The organism is Bacillus sp. FSL R5-0560, from assembly GCF_037966305.1.
GTDB classification, from domain to species: Bacteria; Bacillota; Bacilli; order Bacillales; family Bacillaceae; genus Bacillus; species Bacillus mojavensis.
Map to the genome: position 1 here is coordinate 3940320 of NZ_CP150195.1, position 17987 is coordinate 3958306.

Sequence of the window (17987 nt, forward strand, 5' to 3'; positions counted from 1 at the left end):
GTTAGCGGATTTTTCTTTATTGTGGTGTTCTTTTGGCTTTTTTTATTCAACTGAAAAATATAGGCTTGAAGTTCACCATCGTCTCTGCTACAATTCATTTCATAGCTAATGATTCTGATAATTTAAGGCAGGCCTGATAAATGGTACGTTTCAATACACAGCAGCAGCTTCGCAAAGAAGAGCATGACACACTCAGCAAGCTTAGACAAATGCCCGTTGAGTCACTCAACCTGGAAGCCATTTCGATCGCGACGAATCTGTATCGGTCTGCGCAAAGGCTCCGTGTCAAAATGGAGACTGAGGTTCTTTCTTCTTACAAATTATCTTGGACCGCTTTCTCCATTCTTTACGATCTATGGGTATGGGGCAAACTCGAAACGAGAAAAATCGCTGAGCTGTCAGGCATTTCAACAGCTACAGCAAGCAACGTGACCAAAACGCTCGAAAAAAAGGGCTTTTGCTCCAAAAGCATCGATACCAGAGATCGGCGACTTGTTTTTGTCACAATTACTGAATCCGGCAAACAAGCGATCGAAGAACTCTACCCCGAGTTTCACAAAGGGGAAACGGAATTGATTACGGGCATGACAAAAGAGGAGCAGAAAACCCTGACAGGACTGCTTAGAAAAGTAGCGGACAATCTTCATACATCATAAGCTTTGACGGGAATCCAGTAGCGGTTGTCTCCCTGTTTCAGAGAGCCGGCGGAAGGTGCGAGCCGGCACACAGGCAAACGCGAATTACCTCCCCGAGCTTTCTTTGTGAACGTTAGTAGCAAAGGACGGGAAACCGTTATCGAATGAGCGGAAGACAATGTCTTCAACCAGGGTGGTACCGCGTGCATTGAGCCACGTCCCTTATCGGGATGCGGCTCTTTTTGTGTTTCTAAAAAAGGAGGAAAACGATGAAAACATTTGATCAGCTCACAGCAGCACAGCAAAAAGAAGTCGAAAGACAGCTTGATTTATATATGACAGGCGCCCAAGAAGTCATACCGCCGGAGGAATTAAAGGCTAAGCTTGTCAAATCGATTGCGACAGGCACACCACTAAAAATCAAACTCGGATTAGACCCTTCTGCACCGGATGTTCATCTGGGACATACGGTCGTTTTAAACAAGCTTCGCCAATTTCAAGAAAACGGCCACATTGTGCAGCTCTTGATTGGCGATTTCACAGGAAAAATCGGTGATCCGACAGGCAAGTCCGCAGCCAGAAAACAGCTGACCAATGAAGAAGTCAAGCACAACGCCAAAACATACTTCCAGCAATTCGGGAAAGTGCTTGATCCAGAAAAAGTCGAGCTTCACTACAACTCGAAATGGCTGAAGACATTGCATCTGGAGGATGTCATTGACTTGGCAGGCAAAATAACAGTAGCACGCCTAATGGAACGCGATGACTTTGAAGAACGCATTGCCATGCAAAAACCGATCTCCCTGCATGAATTCTTTTACCCGTTGATGCAGGGATACGATTCCGTCGTTCTGGAAAGCGATATTGAATTAGGCGGAACAGATCAGCATTTCAATGTGCTGATGGGACGGCATTTCCAAGAACGATACAACAAAGAAAAACAAGTCGTCATCCTGATGCCGCTTTTGGAAGGCTTGGACGGTGTTGAGAAAATGTCGAAATCAAAAAACAACTACATCGGCATTGACGACCATCCAAACGACATGTACGGGAAAACGATGTCACTGCCCGACAGCCTGATGAAAAAATACATCCATTTGGCAACGGACCTTGAGCTTGAAGAAAAAAAACAGCTCGTAAAGGACTTAGAAACCGGCGCCGTTCATCCAAGGGATGCCAAAATGCTTTTAGCCAAAACGATTGTCCGAATGTACCACGGATTGGAAGCCGCTGAAGCAGCCGAACAATCTTTCAAAACAGTCTTTCAGGAAAACAGCCTGCCTGAGGATATTCCGGCTGTGAACTGGAAAGGCGAGAAAACAATAGCGATGATCGATCTGCTCGTCACTCTTGATCTTCTCTCTTCGAAAAGCGAGGCGCGCCGCATGATTCAAAACGGAGGTGTCCGGATTAACGGAGAGAAAATAACAGACATTCACGCCGATGCAGAGATAAAAGAGAATATGATCATCCAGGTCGGCAAACGCAAGTTTTTAAAAATCCAATAATTTGATGTCCTGACGCTTATGAAATCGGCTTTCATAAGCGTTTTTTTGCAGGTATAAAGCACTGTCTTTTCAAAAATGCGCTTCAGGTTGCAGGAAAACCCTTTAGCATCCCGAAATATTCCCCATCCACACATTAGGGGAGGTTCATGTTTATGAAAAAGCTTTTGACTGTGATGACGATGGCCGTTTTAACGGCCGGCACGGTTCTCTTGCCGGCACAGAGTGTCACCCCTGCTGCGCACGCTGTCCAAGTATCAGAAAGCCAGCGGGAGCTTCCATTCAAAGCAAAGCGTGCGTACTCAACCATTTCTCAGCTTAGTGAAACAATCGGCCCCAGAATAGCCGGAACTGCCGCTGAAAAAAAGAGTGCCTTATGGATCGCCTCAACCTTGAGAAAATTAAAGCTTGATGTGAAGGTTCAACGATTCGGCATTCCTGACCGGCTTGAGGGAACGCTGTCTTCAGAAGGACGCGACATTCTTCTCCGGGCGGCATCCGGCTCAGCCCCGACTGAGGAAAAAGGGCTGACGGCTCCGCTTTACAATGCCGGCTTAGGCTATCCAAAGGACTTCACCGCTGATGCCAAGGGCAAAATCGCCTTGATTTCAAGAGGAGACCTGACATTTTACGAGAAAGCCAAGAACGCCGAAGACGCCGGGGCGAAGGCTGTCATCATTTATAACAACAAAGAAAGCCTTGTGCCTGTCACCCCAAATCTATCCGGAAATACAGTCAGCATCCCTGTCGTCGGAATTAAGAAAGAAGACGGTGAAACCCTTATCCAGCAAAAAGAAGCAACCTTACAAATAAACGCGCTCTCAAATCAAACCTCCCAGAACATCATCGGTGTCAAAAAACCAAAGAACATCAAAAATCCTGATATTGTGTATGTCACAGCACATTATGACAGTGTTCCTTTCTCGCCCGGCGCAAATGACAACGGATCAGGAACCTCTGTCATGCTGGAAATGGCACGCGTCTTGAAAAGCATTCCTTCCGACAAGGAAATCCGCTTTATCGCTTTTGGCGCTGAAGAGCTCGGCCTGCTCGGCTCCTCTCATTATGTAGATCATCTATCAGAAAAAGAGTTGAAACGAAGCGAAGTGAACTTCAACTTAGACATGGTGGGTACAAGCTGGGAGAATGCGTCTGAGCTGTATGTCAACACATTGGATGGACAATCTAACTATGTTTGGGAATCCAGCCATACGGCCGCTGAAAAAATTGGATTCGACAGCCTGTCTCTGACACAAGGAGGCTCATCCGATCACGTGCCGTTCCATGAAGCCGGTATAGATTCCGCTAACTTTATTTGGGGAGATCCGGAAACCGAAGAGGTTGAGCCTTGGTATCATACCCCTGAAGACTCGATCAAGCATATCAGCAAAGAACGCCTTCAGCAGGCCGGCGACCTTGTGACAGCCTCTGTCTATGAAGCTGTGAAAAAAGAGAAAAAAACGAAAGCCAATAAGAAACAAATGAAGGTAAAAGCCTCTGACATTTATGAAGATATGAAATAAAAAAAGACGGCACATCGCTGCCGTCTTTTTTTAATCCACTTCTTTCTTAATCCCCAGCATTTTCTCATCTAAATAATGGGCGATCTCCGCCGCTTCCTTCAGTTCATCGGTTAAATGTTTAGGAACGTCGTTGTTCAATTTATAGTAGATTTTATGCTCCAAGCTCGCCCAGAAATCCATGGCGATGGTGCGGATTTGAATTTCTGCTTTGACGTATTCCACTCTGTTCGTTAAGTTCACAGGCATTTCAATAATCAAATGCAGGCTTCGGTAGCCGTTCGGTTTCGGATTCTGAATATAATCCTTTACCTTCACGATCCGCAAATCCTCATGCTGCTTCAGGACGTTCACGACATTATAAATATCAGAAATAAAGGAACAAATGATACGCACACCGGCAATATCGTTGATATGTTCCTTCATTTCCTGTGTCGTAATCTCGCAGCCCTTTCTCATGAGTTTATTTACGATGCTTTCAAAGCTTTTTACACGCGATTTTGTATGCTCAATCGGATTGTGGCCATGAATTAAATTGTATTCCTGACTGATAATCGAAAACTTTGTATCAAGTGCATCAAGTGCGAATTTATAAACCAACAGTTCGTTTTTCCAGTCTTCCATGACAGTTTTTAAATCGTCCATATGTGTTACAGATAAATCCATTTTCGTCATCTCCTTTAACGGATCTTTATCCGCTGTCCATGTACTAGACGTGCCTGCCTGCTGCTAGGTTCTATGAATTTTTTTACAAAATCCTGTCGAATGTAACAAAAAAAGACCGCAGAAAAAGCGGTCTTCTTTCTTACCGGAAATAACTGATCAATAATCCAATTGACAGCAGGAATCCGAAAAATGTATTGGTTTGCGCTGTAGATTTCATCGCTACAATCATATTCATTGGCAATTCTTTTTTGACGAAGCCTTTCACCGCCTGAACTGGTTTAGGTACGCTCAAAAAGACGACAAACAGCCATGGGCTTGCAGCTCCTGTAATGACCAAGCCGACAACCCAAATATACGCCACAGCAAAAGATGCAGCCAACAGAGTGACAGCTCCTTTATGCCCCATCAGGATTGCCAATGTTTTGCGTCCGCCTTTTTTATCCTCTTCGATATCGCGAATGTTGTTCGACAGGTTAATCGCGCCGACAAGAATCGCAATCGGAATCGAAATCAAAATGCTTTGCATATTGATCTTATCTGTCTGAATAAAAAATGAAATCAGCACAAATACCGAACCCATGCAAATGCCTGAGAATAACTCACCGAACGGTGTATATGCAATTGGCAGAGGCCCGCCTGTATACAGGTAACCGATCGCCATTCCCACGAGGCCGATGACAGCCAGCCACCAGCTGCTGCTCATGCAAATATACACACCGAGCAAAATGGCAATGCCGTATGAAGCGAGAGCTAATTGCAGAATCGTTTTGGGCTTCATACCATGTCTAACAATTGCGCCGCCGATTCCGACAGATTCAGCTGTATCTAACCCGCGTTTAAAATCGTAGTATTCATTGAATAAGTTCGTCGCGATCTGGATCCATAAGCAAGAAAACAGCATAGCCAGAAACAGCAGCAAATCAACCTTCACATAAAACATCGCCAAAACTGTTCCTAAAAGCACAGGAACAAACGACGCCGTTAATGTATGCGGACGCGTTAATTGCCAAAGAATCTGCCCCATACTTTCTTTTTCCGGCGCTGTCTGACCCTCACCCTTATTTGTTTGGTTCATCTTCCTCTTCCTTTCTATTAAAAGGCTTACTTTATTTCAGCCGGCCACTTGATGAGACTTGCGTTTTGCTTCCTTATCTATCATAATGACTTCTCCACCATTTCACAAGATACCTTGAGCGGGCGTTTTCCTTCTTATTATACCCTTTCTGCCCTGATTTCATTAGGGTTCTGCCTGTGCCTTTACAAACAGGAGCGGAAAAATTTTTTTAAATACATTTTCGCTTTTTAAAAGTTAAAAAGTTCTCTTCATTACATTTGATCTTTCCTTTATAATGAATCAGTCAGAGAAGCTTCATTCATACTCTCTTTCTGAGATAAAAATTCACTTCTGAAGGCAGAAGCCGATATATAAATTTGAGGGAGATTAGGGAAAATATGAAACTTTTTGCGCATCCGCTCGTCATATACTCATGTAATTATCGAAAAAACGGGAAGGGAATTTAGATATGCTGCAATTGATGAAACAGCTGTATGAAAAACCCGCTGTCAAGTGGACTTGTCATACAGGCTTTTATTTGTTGATACTGCTTGTTTTGTTTTTTATGTATGGTTTTCACACCGCGAATACCGGTTCTTATATTTATAACGATTTCTAATTGGAGAGAGAATAACAATGAAACTTTTAGATGCTATTCAAACACATGCGGAAACTTATCCGCAAACCGAAGCCTTCCGCTCTCAAGGCCAGTCGCTCACATATCAGGAACTTTGGGCACTGTCTGACCGCGCGGCTGCCGCAATCAAAAAACGCGTTTCCGGAGAAAAGGGTTCTCCTGTTCTGGTGTACGGACATATGGAGCCGCACATGATTGTCTCCTTTTTAGGAAGCGTCAAGGCGGGACACCCTTATATCCCGGTTGACTTGTCCATTCCATCCGAGCGGATTGCGAAAATTATTGAAAGCTCGGGCGCCGAATTGCTGATTCATGTATCTGGTCTTCCTGTTGATATTGACAGCGGGCTGATTCAGACAGTTTCAGCGGAAGAACTGCTGGAAAACGAAGGCACTGTCAGCCGTGATCAATGGGTGACGGGACACGAAACGTATTATATTATTTACACTTCCGGAAGCACGGGCAATCCGAAAGGCGTGCAGATTTCAGCCGCGAACCTTCAAAGCTTCACAGACTGGATTTGCGCGGACTTCCCGATCAACGGAGGCAAAACGTTTTTAAACCAAGCGCCGTTTTCATTTGATTTATCCGTCATGGATCTTTATCCGTGCCTTCAGTCAGGCGGTACTTTACACTGTGTGACAAAGGACGCCGTGAATAAGCCGAAGATCTTATTCGAAGAGCTCAAAAAGTCCGGGCTGAATATATGGACATCAACGCCATCCTTTGTGCAAATGTGCCTGATGGACCCTGGATTTTCACAAGATCTGCTTCCTGAGGCGGACACATTTATGTTTTGCGGAGAGGTTCTCCCGGTTTCTGTAGCCGAATCGCTGCTTGAGCGTTTCCCGAAAGCAAGAATCTTTAATACGTACGGTCCGACTGAGGCGACAGTCGCTGTTACGTCCGTTGAAATTACAAATGACATCATCAGCCGGCACGAATCTCTGCCAGTCGGCTTCGCCAAACCAGATATGAACATTTTGATTATGGATGAACAGGGAAATCAGCTCCCGGATGGAGAAAAAGGCGAAATCGTCATTGCAGGTCCGAGTGTAAGCCGCGGCTATCTCGGTGAGCCTGAGCTGACCGATAAAGCGTTCTTCTCTTATGAAGGCCAATGGGCATACCGAACTGGCGATGCTGGTTATACACAAGATGGTCAGATTTTCTGCCAAGGCCGCTTGGATTTCCAGATTAAACTTCACGGGTACCGAATGGAGCTGGAGGAAATTGAGTTTCATGTGAGACAGTCTCAGTACGTGCGCTCAGCTGTTGTGATTCCGTATCAGCCAAACGGAACAGTTGAATATCTGATAGCTGCAATTGTGCCTGAGGAGCATGAATTCCAGAAGGAGTTCCAGCTGACAAGTGCGATTAAAAAAGAGCTTGCCGCTTCCCTGCCGGCTTATATGATTCCGAGAAAGTTCATTTATCAGGATCACATTCAAATGACGGCTAACGGCAAAATTGACAGGAAACGCATCCGCGAAGAGGTTCTTGTATGACGCCTTACAGCTCGTTTTTATTCTTTATATTGCTTGGCATTCTTCTTCTGCCGACCATTATTCTCGGCCTGAACGGGAAAAGATTCCAAGCATACAACATGTTTATATCCATTCTTATATTGGCTCTGATTTTCTCGCATGACTTACACGGCGTCATCGCCCTGTGTCTGTTTACCATATGGCAGGTGCTCCTGATCAGCGGCTACCTGGCGTACCGGCAGAAAGCGAACAGCGGCTTTGTCTTTTGCTCGGCTGTTATCGCGTCTATTCTGCCTTTATTCTTGTCAAAAATATGGCCGTTTCTTTCTCATCCGCAGCCGCATCATCCGGCGCATAACCTGATCAGCTTTTTAGGGATTTCGTATTTAACCTTTAAAGGCGTTCAGCTGATTATGGAAGCGAGAGACGGGCTGCTGAAGGAACAGCTGCCGCTTCACCGCCTGCTGTATTTCATCCTGTTTTTCCCGACGATTTCTTCCGGTCCGATTGACAGGTACCGCAGATTCGTCAAGGATGAGCAGAAGGCCTGGACAAAAGAGGAATATGCCGATCTGCTGTATACGGGGATTCATAAGATTTTCATTGGATTCCTTTACAAGTTCATTATCGGCTATGCAATCAACACATACTTCATCATGAACCTTCCCGCGATCACGCACAATAAGATCCTCGGGAATCTGCTGTACATGTACGGCTACAGCATGTATTTATTCTTTGATTTTGCCGGCTACACGATGTTTGCCGTCGGGGTCAGCTATATTATGGGGATTAAATCGCCGGAAAACTTTAATAAACCGTTTATCAGCAAAAATATTAAAGATTTCTGGAACCGCTGGCACATGTCTCTGTCATTTTGGTTCAGAGACTATGTATTTATGAGATTTGTATTTTGGATGACAAAGAAAAAGTGGATCAAAAACCGTATGGCCGTCTCAAATATCGGGTATTTCCTGCTGTTTATGCTGATGGGGGTTTGGCACGGCCTTGCGCCGCAATATATCATCTACGGCCTCTATCACGCCGTCCTGATGACGTGTTACAACTTTTTCGAGAAGTGGAATAAGAAATATAAATGGCTGCCGTCCAACCGCTGGACAACGATTCTCGCCATTGTGATCACGTTCCATTTTGTTTGCTTTGGGTTTTATATTTTCTCAGGAAAACCATTTCATCACCATCATTAAAGGAGATTAGAAAACTATGGATTTTAAACAAGAGGTATTAGACGTTTTAGCAGAGGTTTGCCAGGATGACATCGTAAAGGAAAACCCTGATATTGAAATTTTTGAAGAAGGTTTGCTTGATTCTTTTGGAACAGTAGAATTGCTGCTTGCGATTGAAAACCGTTTTGATATTCTGGTGCCTATCACTGAATTCGACCGGGATGTATGGAATACGCCTAATAACATTGTAAACCAGCTGTCTGAGTTGAAATAATGAAAAAGCGTTTTTTCGGTCCAATTATTTTGGCGTTTATTCTATTCGCAGGCGCCATCGCAGTTCCATCTTCATGGCTGACTCGTTTTATTACCGATAAACGGGTTGAAGAGTCAGCAACAACCTTAAACCCGAGTATGTTTCAGGGGCTTTATTTACAAAATCAGATGCTCAATGATCCGAAATATCTTCCGATTTACGGGTCTTCTGAGCTTTCCCGGCTGGACGAGTTCCACCCATCTAATTATTTTCAAGTAAACAATGAGGGATTTACGCCTTACCTTGTCGGCAAAGGCGGGTCCCAGTCATTGATACATTCTTTAAACTTCGCTGCCCATATGGATCAGCTGAAGGGCAAAAAAATTGTTTTCATCGTTTCTCCGCAGTGGTTTATTAAGCGCGGGTCTGATGAACAGCATTTTGCGCCGAACTATTCCGCGCTTCAAGGGCTGGATCTGGCATTTAACGAGCAGATCGATCCTGACGTGAAAAAGAAAATGATGAAGCGCATGCTGCGCTTTAAAGCTGTTCAAAACGATGCTGTACTTTCCGAGCTTTATAAGGCGATGGTGAACGGCCAGACATGGAAAGTGAACGCGCTGAAGCCGGCGGCAAAAGTATATTACAAGATGCTCGAAAAGAAAGACCTTTATTATTCAACGACGGAAACCACAGGACCAAAGCGTTATATCTCACAATCCGTGAAGGATAAGTCATGGTCGGAATTAAATAAACTGGCCGATGAATCAGGCAAACGCCACTCCGGGTCTAACGATTTTCACATCGACAATCCTGTTTATAAGAAGCTGAAGCCGAAAGTGCCTAAGCTGAAAGGGAAGAACAAAGGCAGATCGTATGCGAAGTCACCGGAATACGGCGATTTTGAGCTGATGCTTCATATCCTGAAAGACGCGGGCGCAGAGCCTATGTTTGTCACCATCCCTGTTAACGGAAAATGGTATGACTACACAGGCTTCCCGAAAAAAGGTCGCACTGACTATTATGAAAAGGTCAATAAACAGATTAAAGCGAAGGGCTTCCAAGTCGCTGATTTTTCTGGTCATGAATATGACCCTTATTTTATGAAAGATACCATCCACATCGGCTGGAAAGGCTGGGTGTATGTGGATAAGGCAATTGATGAGTTTTATAAAACCGGAAAGGTTACTTCATCGTGAGCATCTATTAGGACGCGGCTGTATATTTCCTGCTAAGATTTGAAATAGTAAAGAAATCACAGCCAGCTTGATAAGAGGTGTTACATCAATGAAGATGACAGGCAATACGGTTTTGATCACAGGCGGTTCAGCAGGCATCGGGCTTGAACTGGCCAAACGGCTGCTTGAGCTCGAGAATGAAGTGATCATTTGCGGACGCAGCGAAACGCGTCTTGCAGAAGCAAAAAAACAGCTCCCAGCCCTCCATACAAAACAATGCGATGTCTCAGACCGCACACAGCGTCAGTCATTGTTTGAATGGGTCCAGAAGGAATTTCCAACACTGAACGTTCTCGTTAACAATGCGGGCATTCAAAAGGAAATCGACTTTAAAAAAGGGACTGAGGAGCTTTTTGTGGACGGGGATGAAATTGAGCTGAATTTCCAAGCGCCTGTCCATTTATCAGCTCTTTTTACGCCCCACTTGATGAATCAGCAGGAAGCGGCAATTGTTCAGGTAACATCCGGGCTCGCGTTTAACCCGTTAGCTGTTTATCCGGTGTACTGTGCAACAAAAACGGCGCTCCACTCCTTCTCACTCACGCTCAGACACCAGCTTCGCGATACAAGCGTTGAAGTGATTGAGATGGCGCCTCCTATGGTTGACACGGGATTAAATCAAAAATCACGCGATAAGCAAGGTCTGACGTACCGCGGCATTACACCTGAAGAATATGTTCAATATTTCTTAGACGGCTTAAAAGAAGGCAAACAAGAGATTACAAATGAACGTGTCGAAGGTCTGCGGAATGCAGTCCGTGCCGATTACGACAGAGTATTTGAACAAATGAATGCGCAGGAGAATTAAATTCTCCTGCTTTTTCTTATAAATTTTTTACAAATTTGAGCAAACCTATTGCGATTATTTGGTGAAGGTATACAATAGAATATAAAATATTTTCAAATAAGTTTGATAATATAAACAATTTAACAACAGGGAGATTGACCATGACTAAACAAACGATTCGAGTTGAATTAACATCAGCAAAAAAACCGAAACCAGATCCAAATCAGCTTTCTTTCGGAAGAGTGTTTACAGACCACATGTTTGTAATGGACTATGCATCCGATAAAGGCTGGTACGATCCGAGAATCATTCCTTATCAACCCGTTTCAATGGACCCGGCCGCAATGGTTTATCACTATGGCCAAACGGTGTTTGAAGGCTTGAAGGCTTACGTCACAGATGATGACCATGTTCTGCTTTTCAGACCGGAAAAAAACATGGAGCGCCTGAACAAATCAAATAACCGCATCTGTATTCCGCAAATTGATGAAGAACAGGTTCTTGAAGGTTTAAAACAGCTGATCGCTATTGATAAAGACTGGATTCCGAATGCGGAGGGCACGTCCCTTTACATCCGTCCATTCATTATCGCAACCGAACCTTTCCTTGGTGTCGCGGCATCTCATACGTATAAGCTTCTTATCATCCTTTCTCCGGTCGGCTCATATTACAAAGAAGGCATTAAGCCTGTCAAAATTGCCGTGGAAAGTGAATTTGTCCGTGCGGTAAAAGGCGGAACGGGAGATGCGAAAACCGCAGGAAACTACGCGTCAAGCTTAAAAGCGCAACAGGTAGCAGAAGAGAAAGGATTTTCTCAGGTTCTCTGGCTGGACGGCATTGAGAAAAAATACATCGAAGAAGTCGGCAGCATGAACATTTTCTTTAAAATCAACGGTGAAATTGTGACACCGATGCTGAACGGCAGCATTCTGGAAGGCATCACGCGCAATTCCGTCATTACCTTGCTTAAGCATTGGGGGCTTCCGGTATCAGAACGAAGAATCGCCATTGATGAAGTCATCCAAGCCCATAAAGACGGTGTTCTTGAAGAAGCCTTCGGAACGGGTACAGCAGCTGTTATTTCTCCAGTCGGCGAGCTGATCTGGAATGACGAAACACTGATGATCAATAACGGAGAAACAGGAGAAATCTCCAAAAAGCTGTATGACACGATTACAGGCATTCAGAAGGGTACAGTTCCTGATGAATTTGGATGGACGACTGAAGTCGCAGCGCTCACTGAAAGCAAATAAACAAAAAACGGCCCGAAACGGGCCGTTTTTTTATGCTTCAATTTTGTTAAAGAACTGCGGCAGATGTGTTTTGTGCGCCTCCAGCATTTCATCTAAGATCTGTTTGGCCACTGTGTCGGATGGTACGAGAGGGTTAATCGTCATGGCGAGCAGCGCTGTTTCGTAGTCGCCTGTGACAGCCGCTTCTGCCGCAACACGCTCAAATGATTTGATTTGCTGGACAAGGCCGCGGACAGATACTGGCAGGTCGCCTACGGCGATTGGCTTAGGTCCGTTTTTCGTCATCACGCAGTTCACTTCAACAGCGGAATCATCTGGAATGCTTGCAATCGCACCGTTATTGATCGTGTTCACCGGCTGAATGTCGTGTTTATCATTGTAAATGGAGCTGATGAGATTACACGCTGCGTCACTGTAGTATGCCCCTCCGCGTTTCTCAAGCTGCGGCGGTTTGATCGCCAAATTTGGATCTTTATAGAGCTCGAACAGCTCTTGCTCTACCTTTTGCACTACTTCAGCACGGGTGCCTTCCGTTTGTGATGCTTCAAGCTCATGCTCCAACATTTCTTTTGTTTTGAAATAGTAGCGGTGGTAGCCGCAAGGGATCATGTTGAGTGCCTTTAAGAATTCTGGCTCCCACTCAGCGCCGGAGATGTTTTTCATTGTCATCGCGTTTTTCGGATCACCCATCGCTTCAATGACTTGATCCTTCACGCTGACGCCATCTAAAAAGACGTCCATTCCGAACACCATATGATTCAATCCGGCAAATTGAACCTCTACCCGGTCAACCTCTACATCGAGCGCTTTCGCTACGCCCATTTTCATGCCGATTGGAACATTGCAGAGACCAACAACTTTCTTCAGGTTGGAGTAGCGAAGCAAGGCCTCCGTCACCATACCTGCAGGGTTTGTAAAATTAACGAGCCATGCATTCGGACAAAGCTCCTCGATGTCCTTGGCAATCTCTAAAATGACCGGGATGGTGCGCAACCCTTTAAAGAGTCCTCCCGGGCCGTTTGTTTCCTGGCCGATGACGCCGTATTTTAATGGAATGCGCTCATCCTTGGCTCTCGCTTGCAGCAATCCGACCCGAAATTGAGTCGTCACAAAGTCTGCATCTTTCAGCGCTTCCCTTCTGTCCAAAGTGAGGTGAATGTCAATCGGGACACCAGCTTTTTCAACCATCCGCTTGGCGAGTGTGCCGACAATGTTTAGCTTTTCCTCGCCTTCAGGAATATCAACGAGCCATAATTCACGTACGGGCAGCTCTTCGTACCGTTTGATTAAACCTTCCACGAGCTCCGGTGTGTAGCTTGAACCTCCGCCAATCGTTACAATTTTCAATCCTTTTGTCATATGCTTGCTCCCCCTTGCACGGTGATTTTTTCATATAGCTCAATGAATTCAGCCGCCAAATCCTTGACTGTCATGGCATTCATTAAATGATCCTGTGCGTGGACCATCAGCAGTGTCATTTCTGTTTTTTCTCCGCCCGCTTCACTTTGGATCAGTTCTGTCTGATAATGATGGGCTTTTGATAATTCATCAGCAGCTTCTTGAAGCTTACTCCGCGCCTCTTCGCTATCGCCGTTTTTCGCGGCGGCGATCGCTTCCATTGCGGAGCTCCTTCCGTTTCCCCCGTGAAGAATGATTTGAAAAATAATTTGCTCCATTTTCTCATTCACGCGATTCACTCCTTTCTTTACAAAGCTGCCTCTTTGTCGTCTGAAACAGCAGGCGTTTGAACGAGCTCTAATTCGTTTTCTTCTTTCAGCTTCTGTTTATCCCACATTCTGAAGAACGGGTAGTAGACAACAAAGGAAACGGTGATATTAATGGCTTGCATGACCGCGCCCGATATTTTGCCTCCTGTCGCCAAATAGCCTGAAAAGATCGGCGGCATGGTCCAAGGGACTGCGATACCCGCCGGTTTGGCGACAAGTCCGGTGCTCATTCCGATGTATGTGAGTGTCAGTGTGATGAGCGGCGTGACGATAAACGGAATTAAGAGCATCGGGTTCATGACGATCGGCATTCCAAAAATGATCGGTTCGTTAATATTGAAGACCGCCGGGCCGATCGCAAGCTTTCCGAGCTGCTTCATTTGTTTGCTTCGGGCGCGAAGGAACATCGTGACAACCAGTGCAAGAGTGGCACCGCTTCCGCCGATATTGATCCAGATATCGAAAAATTGCTGGGTGAAAATCTTAGGCAGTTCCTCACCGGCTTGGAAGGCGATCCGGTTGGCATCCATGGCGCCGTACCAAATCGGTGCCATGACGCCGCCGACAATGTTGGCGCCATGAAGACCGCAGGCCCATAAAAGCATTTTGACAGCTTCTGCGATAAGGCTTCCCCCGAGGCTTCCGCCAAGGATGGAGAGCGGCGTCCCCAGTAAAACGCTTACAACATTATGAAGGCTTTCAAAAGGCGTCGCTTCCACAATCAGTCGGGCTCCCCAAATCAGGAAGATGACGGCAAAGCCGGGGATTAAAGCGACAAATGACTTGCTGACCGCTGGCGGAACGCCATCCGGCATTTTAAAAACCATATTGCGTTGAATAATGAGACGGTAAATCTCTGTTGACACCATTGCGATAATCATGGCGACAAACAGGCCTTTACTTCCCATCAGCGATAGCGGAATACCGCCGCTGACCATCATCTCTTTTGTCGAGCCATCCGGTGTAAACGGCACTTGATACGGTGTCGCTAAGAGGAAAGCCGCAAGAGAAATGGCACCTGCCGACAAGGCATCAACCCCGTATTTCTCTGCCAGCCTGTAGGCGATGCCGAATGCGGCGACAAGCCCCATAATTTCAAAGGTGGCGTCAACCGGGTAAGCGAGCTTCTCTGACCAAGCGCTTCCAAACGTTTTTGCCATAAAATCGGCATATCCGGGAATCGGGAGGTTGCCGATGATGAGGAAAAAGGAGCCGATGATAATAAGCGGCATTGTTAAAATGATACCGTCACGGAGCGCCTGCAAATGACGCTGTCCCGCAATTCTTCCTGCTATAGGCATGACCTTCTCTTCTAACAACTGATTGACTTTATTCACATAGCCCGCCCCTCTCTATGACGCGTTTCCAAGCTGTTCAGCCGATTTCAGCACTTCCGCTCCGTTGCACGTCCCATAATGGACTGTGTTAATGACGTCTACCGGAACACCCTTTGATTCACCTAGTTTTTTCAGCTGAGGAAGCAAGTAACGGACTTGCGGGCCGAGGAGCAATACATCCGCTTTATCGATATGATTTTGTACAGAATCACCTGATACTGCCCAAATGGTATAGTCTTTTCCTTGTTCCTGCGCGCTTTTTTCCATCTTGCTGACGAGTAAGCTTGTTGACATGCCTGCTGCACAAACGAGTAATATATTCATGTAAGAGACCCCCTAAGAGTTTGATAGAATTTGTATGTCCTGCTGTTGATAACATCATATTATGAAATCGCTTTCATATACACTCAAGGTTTTTCCGCAGGAAACGGAAAAAAGGTATATCCAGGCTGTCAGTTTATCGTTTTTTGTCAAACACATCGGAGAGCTCTTGATATGTGCGGCTTTTTAACAGCTGGCTTACCGCGGCCGGGTCATCCAAAATGCTGCCGAGCAGTTTATACATGCTTTGCAAATCCGCCTTGTTTTCCTTTTCGACACAAAGCAGGCAGACAAATTGAACCCGTTTATTCTCCCAGTCTATCGGTTTTTTGAGCGTGCAGACGGCCCAAAATGTCGTTTGCGTCTGCGGGACGAGCGGGTGCGGAATGGCCACGAGGTTGCCGAAGCACGTTGGCGACATCTCTTCTCTTTCAAATATAGAATCTATGATTTCCTTATTCGCATAGCCGACTTCCACTGCTTTCTGACCTAAAAATTGAATCACTTCTTCTTTTGAACGCAGATCCTTCTGGAAAAAAACGAGATCTTTTTTGAGATAGCTGATCGCTTTTTCTTTCTCATCATTGAGGATGGATTCTATTTTTGTAAAATCGGTTCCGCCTAAGATGGTGTTTACCTTTAGTACAGGCACAGGGAGTTCTTTTTTGATCGGAATGGTGCTGACGACAAAATCAATCGATTCATAAGACATCTGGTCAAGACTGTAATATTCAGCCGTGCCGAGAATATCAATCCGTTTGCCGAAATGGGAGCGAAGTTTTTCCCTCAGAAGCTGGGCGCTTCCCGCACCTGATGCACAAACGATGATGCAGCGCTTCGGCGGGCTTTCTGTTTTCTTCCGTTCAATTGCGGCGCCGAAGTGCAGAGCTAAATAACCGACTTCATTTTCATGGATATCAATGCCCGTTTTCTCTTTTATGACGATTCCGGCGATGATTCCGGCCTCAAAGGCGAGAGGATAATTTTCTTTGATCGCTGACAGCATCGGATTTCTCAAATTCATACCATACCGGTTGCGGGTGACCGCGGGTTTTACATGCAGTGCCAAGCCGATTTTCAGCTCTTGATCATGCAGGATGCCGAGCTTTAATTCTCGATCGACCGCTTCGATCATGTCGGCAGTCAGCCGATCTGTTTCTTCATCAATTGAAAATTCGCCGTCCCCGCACTGCGGCTGTGTCATTCGTTTCGTGCCGAGAAGATGCATGGCGATATAAGCTGTTTCTTTTTCCGGAAACGTGACGTCAAGGGCTGATTCCAGTTCTTTCACAATGGCTTCTGCAGTCTGGTATTCTTTTTGATGCAGAATGTGTTCCATATCTTCCGGGAAAAGAGACACATAGTGTTCCGTTCTGATCCGCTTACAGGCGATGGCGATATGAATGATGAGGTTATTCAATCCAAGGTTAGACAGAGGAATCCGGTCGTTTTTGACCTTTTTCATAATAATAGAATGGATGATATCAATTTGTTCCTTCGGCAATATATCAGCCTTTTCATTCAGTAAATCGATCTCTGTTTCTCTTTCATCGACAATGTACTCCGCCATACAATACCTCATCTGCACCTCATCTCCGCGCAGCTTGAAACCGTAATTCGGGCGTGTTTCCATGACAATGCGGTAAGGGAGCAGCCGTTTCTTCACTTCCTTTAAATCGGTTTGAAGTGTGGATTTTGAGATAAATAGTTCTTCAGCCAGCTCATCCAGCTTAAGATAATGATCCGCCAGCAGCAGCCGTTTCATGAGATATGTAATCCTCTCCTCGGGAATTACCGGCAGTCCTTTTTTCTGATGAAACTCGTCTTGCAGCAGCTTTCTAAAGGTCTGGTCGTCATGAATGCGCAGCTTGTATCCCGAGCCTCTTACCGATTGAACCAAAGCGCCATGGGCGCTTATCACATCTTGGAGTTCCTTTATATCATTGCGGACCGTCCGCGTCGTCACATGTAAATGTGCGGCAAATACCGAGCTTGTCACCGGAGCTTCTGCCGCCATCAATAAGCGCAGAATTTCACGAAGTCGCCCATGCAGCATGAGAAAAACCTCCTATCATGATAGATGCAGGAATTACATAAGTAGGCAGAAAGGATGTGGTGAAGGGAAAGCGAAATGTATATAAATTCTATAATGGGGAGAAATGCAAGTCAATGAACATCGGGAGGACAAGAGGGAAAACAGACCCATAAAAAAACAGCCGGAATCAGCCGGCTGTTCGGGATGCGGACATGTTCTTTTGTTTAGAAGCCTTGCGGTCCTTCATGATTTTTCGAACAATCGGGTAAATGACCGGCGCCCATTTGATAACGGTTTTGACCATTTTTTTCAAGACTCCGATTCTCCCTTCTTTTTTTCTCAACTATT

18 protein-coding genes and 1 other annotated feature are annotated in these 17987 nt (G+C 45.5%); of the genes, 10 read left to right on the top strand and 8 right to left on the bottom strand.

The window, feature by feature from the left end; genetic code table 11:
• Positions 1–140: 140 nt before the first annotated feature.
• From NST56_RS20585 to NST56_RS20595, 3 genes are all read left to right on the top strand, one after another.
• Positions 141–656: a MarR family transcriptional regulator gene (locus NST56_RS20585; protein ID WP_339178845.1), complete on the top strand. Its 516-nt coding sequence runs from the start codon at positions 141–143 to the stop codon at positions 654–656.
• Positions 651–861, top strand: a binding site (T-box leader). (Overlaps the previous gene by 6 nt.)
• A gap of 43 nt (positions 862–904) precedes the next feature.
• The gene (gene tyrS / locus NST56_RS20590; protein ID WP_339178847.1) at positions 905–2143 is read left to right on the top strand and encodes a tyrosine--tRNA ligase; all 1239 of its coding nucleotides are present in this window, start codon (positions 905–907) and stop codon (positions 2141–2143) included.
• A 152-nt stretch (positions 2144–2295) separates the two neighbouring features.
• Entirely contained in the window at positions 2296–3663 is a 1368-nt protein-coding gene (locus NST56_RS20595) for a M28 family metallopeptidase (RefSeq protein WP_339178849.1), read from the top strand.
• Positions 3664–3693: 30 nt separating this feature from the next.
• Here the strand turns inward: NST56_RS20595 and ywaC are convergent, their stop codons facing one another.
• Together ywaC and NST56_RS20605 are read right to left on the bottom strand one after the other, a co-directional pair.
• The gene (gene ywaC, locus NST56_RS20600; protein WP_010332385.1) at positions 3694–4326 is read right to left on the bottom strand and encodes a GTP pyrophosphokinase YwaC; all 633 of its coding nucleotides are present in this window, start codon (positions 4324–4326) and stop codon (positions 3694–3696) included.
• Between the two features lie 139 nt (positions 4327–4465).
• Positions 4466–5401: a 1,4-dihydroxy-2-naphthoate polyprenyltransferase gene (locus NST56_RS20605; protein ID WP_010332386.1), complete on the bottom strand. Its 936-nt coding sequence runs from the start codon at positions 5399–5401 to the stop codon at positions 4466–4468.
• Positions 5402–5849: 448 nt separating this feature from the next.
• Here NST56_RS20605 and NST56_RS20610 point away from each other — a divergent pair, with 448 nt between their 5' ends.
• From NST56_RS20610 to NST56_RS20640, 7 genes are all read left to right on the top strand, one after another.
• Positions 5850–5999, top strand: a complete 150-nt coding sequence (locus NST56_RS20610) for a teichoic acid D-Ala incorporation-associated protein DltX (protein WP_010332387.1) — start codon at positions 5850–5852, stop codon at positions 5997–5999.
• A gap of 17 nt (positions 6000–6016) precedes the next feature.
• Positions 6017–7525 (top strand): D-alanine--poly(phosphoribitol) ligase subunit DltA, encoded by a 1509-nt coding sequence (gene dltA, locus NST56_RS20615; protein ID WP_268444716.1) that lies wholly within the window; start codon positions 6017–6019, stop codon positions 7523–7525.
• Positions 7522–8709, top strand: a complete 1188-nt coding sequence (dltB, locus tag NST56_RS20620) for a D-alanyl-lipoteichoic acid biosynthesis protein DltB (RefSeq protein ID WP_229148499.1) — start codon at positions 7522–7524, stop codon at positions 8707–8709. The genes dltA and dltB overlap by 4 nt, the downstream gene beginning before the upstream one ends.
• A 16-nt stretch (positions 8710–8725) precedes the next feature.
• Positions 8726–8962, top strand: a complete 237-nt coding sequence (gene dltC, locus NST56_RS20625; RefSeq protein ID WP_003227325.1) for a D-alanine--poly(phosphoribitol) ligase subunit DltC — start codon at positions 8726–8728, stop codon at positions 8960–8962.
• Positions 8962–10140 carry a D-alanyl-lipoteichoic acid biosynthesis protein DltD gene (dltD, locus tag NST56_RS20630; protein WP_010332390.1) on the top strand — a complete coding sequence of 393 codons (1179 nt, stop codon included), beginning with the start codon at positions 8962–8964 and terminating at the stop codon, positions 10138–10140. The genes dltC and dltD overlap by 1 nt, the downstream gene beginning before the upstream one ends.
• An 88-nt stretch (positions 10141–10228) precedes the next feature.
• A complete protein-coding gene (locus tag NST56_RS20635) occupies positions 10229–10987 on the top strand; it encodes an SDR family oxidoreductase (protein WP_339178856.1) in 759 nt (252 codons plus the stop codon).
• Between the two features lie 140 nt (positions 10988–11127).
• A complete protein-coding gene (locus NST56_RS20640; protein WP_339178858.1) occupies positions 11128–12219 on the top strand; it encodes a branched-chain amino acid aminotransferase in 1092 nt (363 codons plus the stop codon).
• Between the two features lie 30 nt (positions 12220–12249).
• Here the strand turns inward: NST56_RS20640 and licH are convergent, their stop codons facing one another.
• From licH to NST56_RS20670, 6 genes are all read right to left on the bottom strand, one after another.
• On the bottom strand, positions 12250–13578 hold the full coding sequence (gene licH / locus NST56_RS20645) for a 6-phospho-beta-glucosidase LicH (protein ID WP_326226122.1): 1329 nt from the start codon (positions 13576–13578) through the stop codon (positions 12250–12252).
• Positions 13575–13907, bottom strand: coding sequence for a PTS lichenan transporter subunit IIA (gene licA / locus NST56_RS20650; protein ID WP_024123334.1), 333 nt, complete (start codon positions 13905–13907; stop codon positions 13575–13577). The genes licH and licA overlap by 4 nt, the downstream gene beginning before the upstream one ends.
• 17 nt (positions 13908–13924) lie before the next feature.
• Positions 13925–15283: a PTS lichenan transporter subunit IIC gene (licC, locus tag NST56_RS20655; protein ID WP_326196511.1), complete on the bottom strand. Its 1359-nt coding sequence runs from the start codon at positions 15281–15283 to the stop codon at positions 13925–13927.
• A gap of 15 nt (positions 15284–15298) precedes the next feature.
• Entirely contained in the window at positions 15299–15607 is a 309-nt protein-coding gene (gene licB / locus NST56_RS20660; protein ID WP_010332396.1) for a PTS lichenan transporter subunit IIB, read from the bottom strand.
• Positions 15608–15740: 133 nt separating this feature from the next.
• Complete coding sequence (gene licR / locus NST56_RS20665) at positions 15741–17660, bottom strand: transcriptional regulator LicR (RefSeq protein WP_339178866.1); 1920 nt, start codon at positions 17658–17660, stop codon at positions 15741–15743.
• 166 nt (positions 17661–17826) lie between these two features.
• Positions 17827–17982 carry a hypothetical protein gene (locus NST56_RS20670; protein WP_010332398.1) on the bottom strand — a complete coding sequence of 52 codons (156 nt, stop codon included), beginning with the start codon at positions 17980–17982 and terminating at the stop codon, positions 17827–17829.
• Positions 17983–17987 lie beyond the last annotated feature (5 nt).

Coding starts and splice junctions, on each gene's coding strand:
- ywaC (WP_010332385.1), bottom strand. CDS start 4,326: ATGGATTTATCTGTAACACATATGGACGATTTAAAAACTGTCATGGAA.
- dltA (WP_268444716.1), top strand. CDS start 6,017: ATGAAACTTTTAGATGCTATTCAAACACATGCGGAAACTTATCCGCAA.
- NST56_RS20585 (WP_339178845.1), top strand. CDS start 141: ATGGTACGTTTCAATACACAGCAGCAGCTTCGCAAAGAAGAGCATGAC.
- NST56_RS20610 (WP_010332387.1), top strand. CDS start 5,850: ATGCTGCAATTGATGAAACAGCTGTATGAAAAACCCGCTGTCAAGTGG.
- NST56_RS20605 (WP_010332386.1), bottom strand. CDS start 5,401: ATGAACCAAACAAATAAGGGTGAGGGTCAGACAGCGCCGGAAAAAGAA.
- NST56_RS20635 (WP_339178856.1), top strand. CDS start 10,229: ATGAAGATGACAGGCAATACGGTTTTGATCACAGGCGGTTCAGCAGGC.
- NST56_RS20640 (WP_339178858.1), top strand. CDS start 11,128: ATGACTAAACAAACGATTCGAGTTGAATTAACATCAGCAAAAAAACCG.
- tyrS (WP_339178847.1), top strand. CDS start 905: ATGAAAACATTTGATCAGCTCACAGCAGCACAGCAAAAAGAAGTCGAA.
- dltD (WP_010332390.1), top strand. CDS start 8,962: ATGAAAAAGCGTTTTTTCGGTCCAATTATTTTGGCGTTTATTCTATTC.
- licR (WP_339178866.1), bottom strand. CDS start 17,660: ATGCTGCATGGGCGACTTCGTGAAATTCTGCGCTTATTGATGGCGGCA.
- dltC (WP_003227325.1), top strand. CDS start 8,726: ATGGATTTTAAACAAGAGGTATTAGACGTTTTAGCAGAGGTTTGCCAG.
- NST56_RS20595 (WP_339178849.1), top strand. CDS start 2,296: ATGAAAAAGCTTTTGACTGTGATGACGATGGCCGTTTTAACGGCCGGC.
- dltB (WP_229148499.1), top strand. CDS start 7,522: ATGACGCCTTACAGCTCGTTTTTATTCTTTATATTGCTTGGCATTCTT.
- licB (WP_010332396.1), bottom strand. CDS start 15,607: ATGAATATATTACTCGTTTGTGCAGCAGGCATGTCAACAAGCTTACTC.
- licH (WP_326226122.1), bottom strand. CDS start 13,578: ATGACAAAAGGATTGAAAATTGTAACGATTGGCGGAGGTTCAAGCTAC.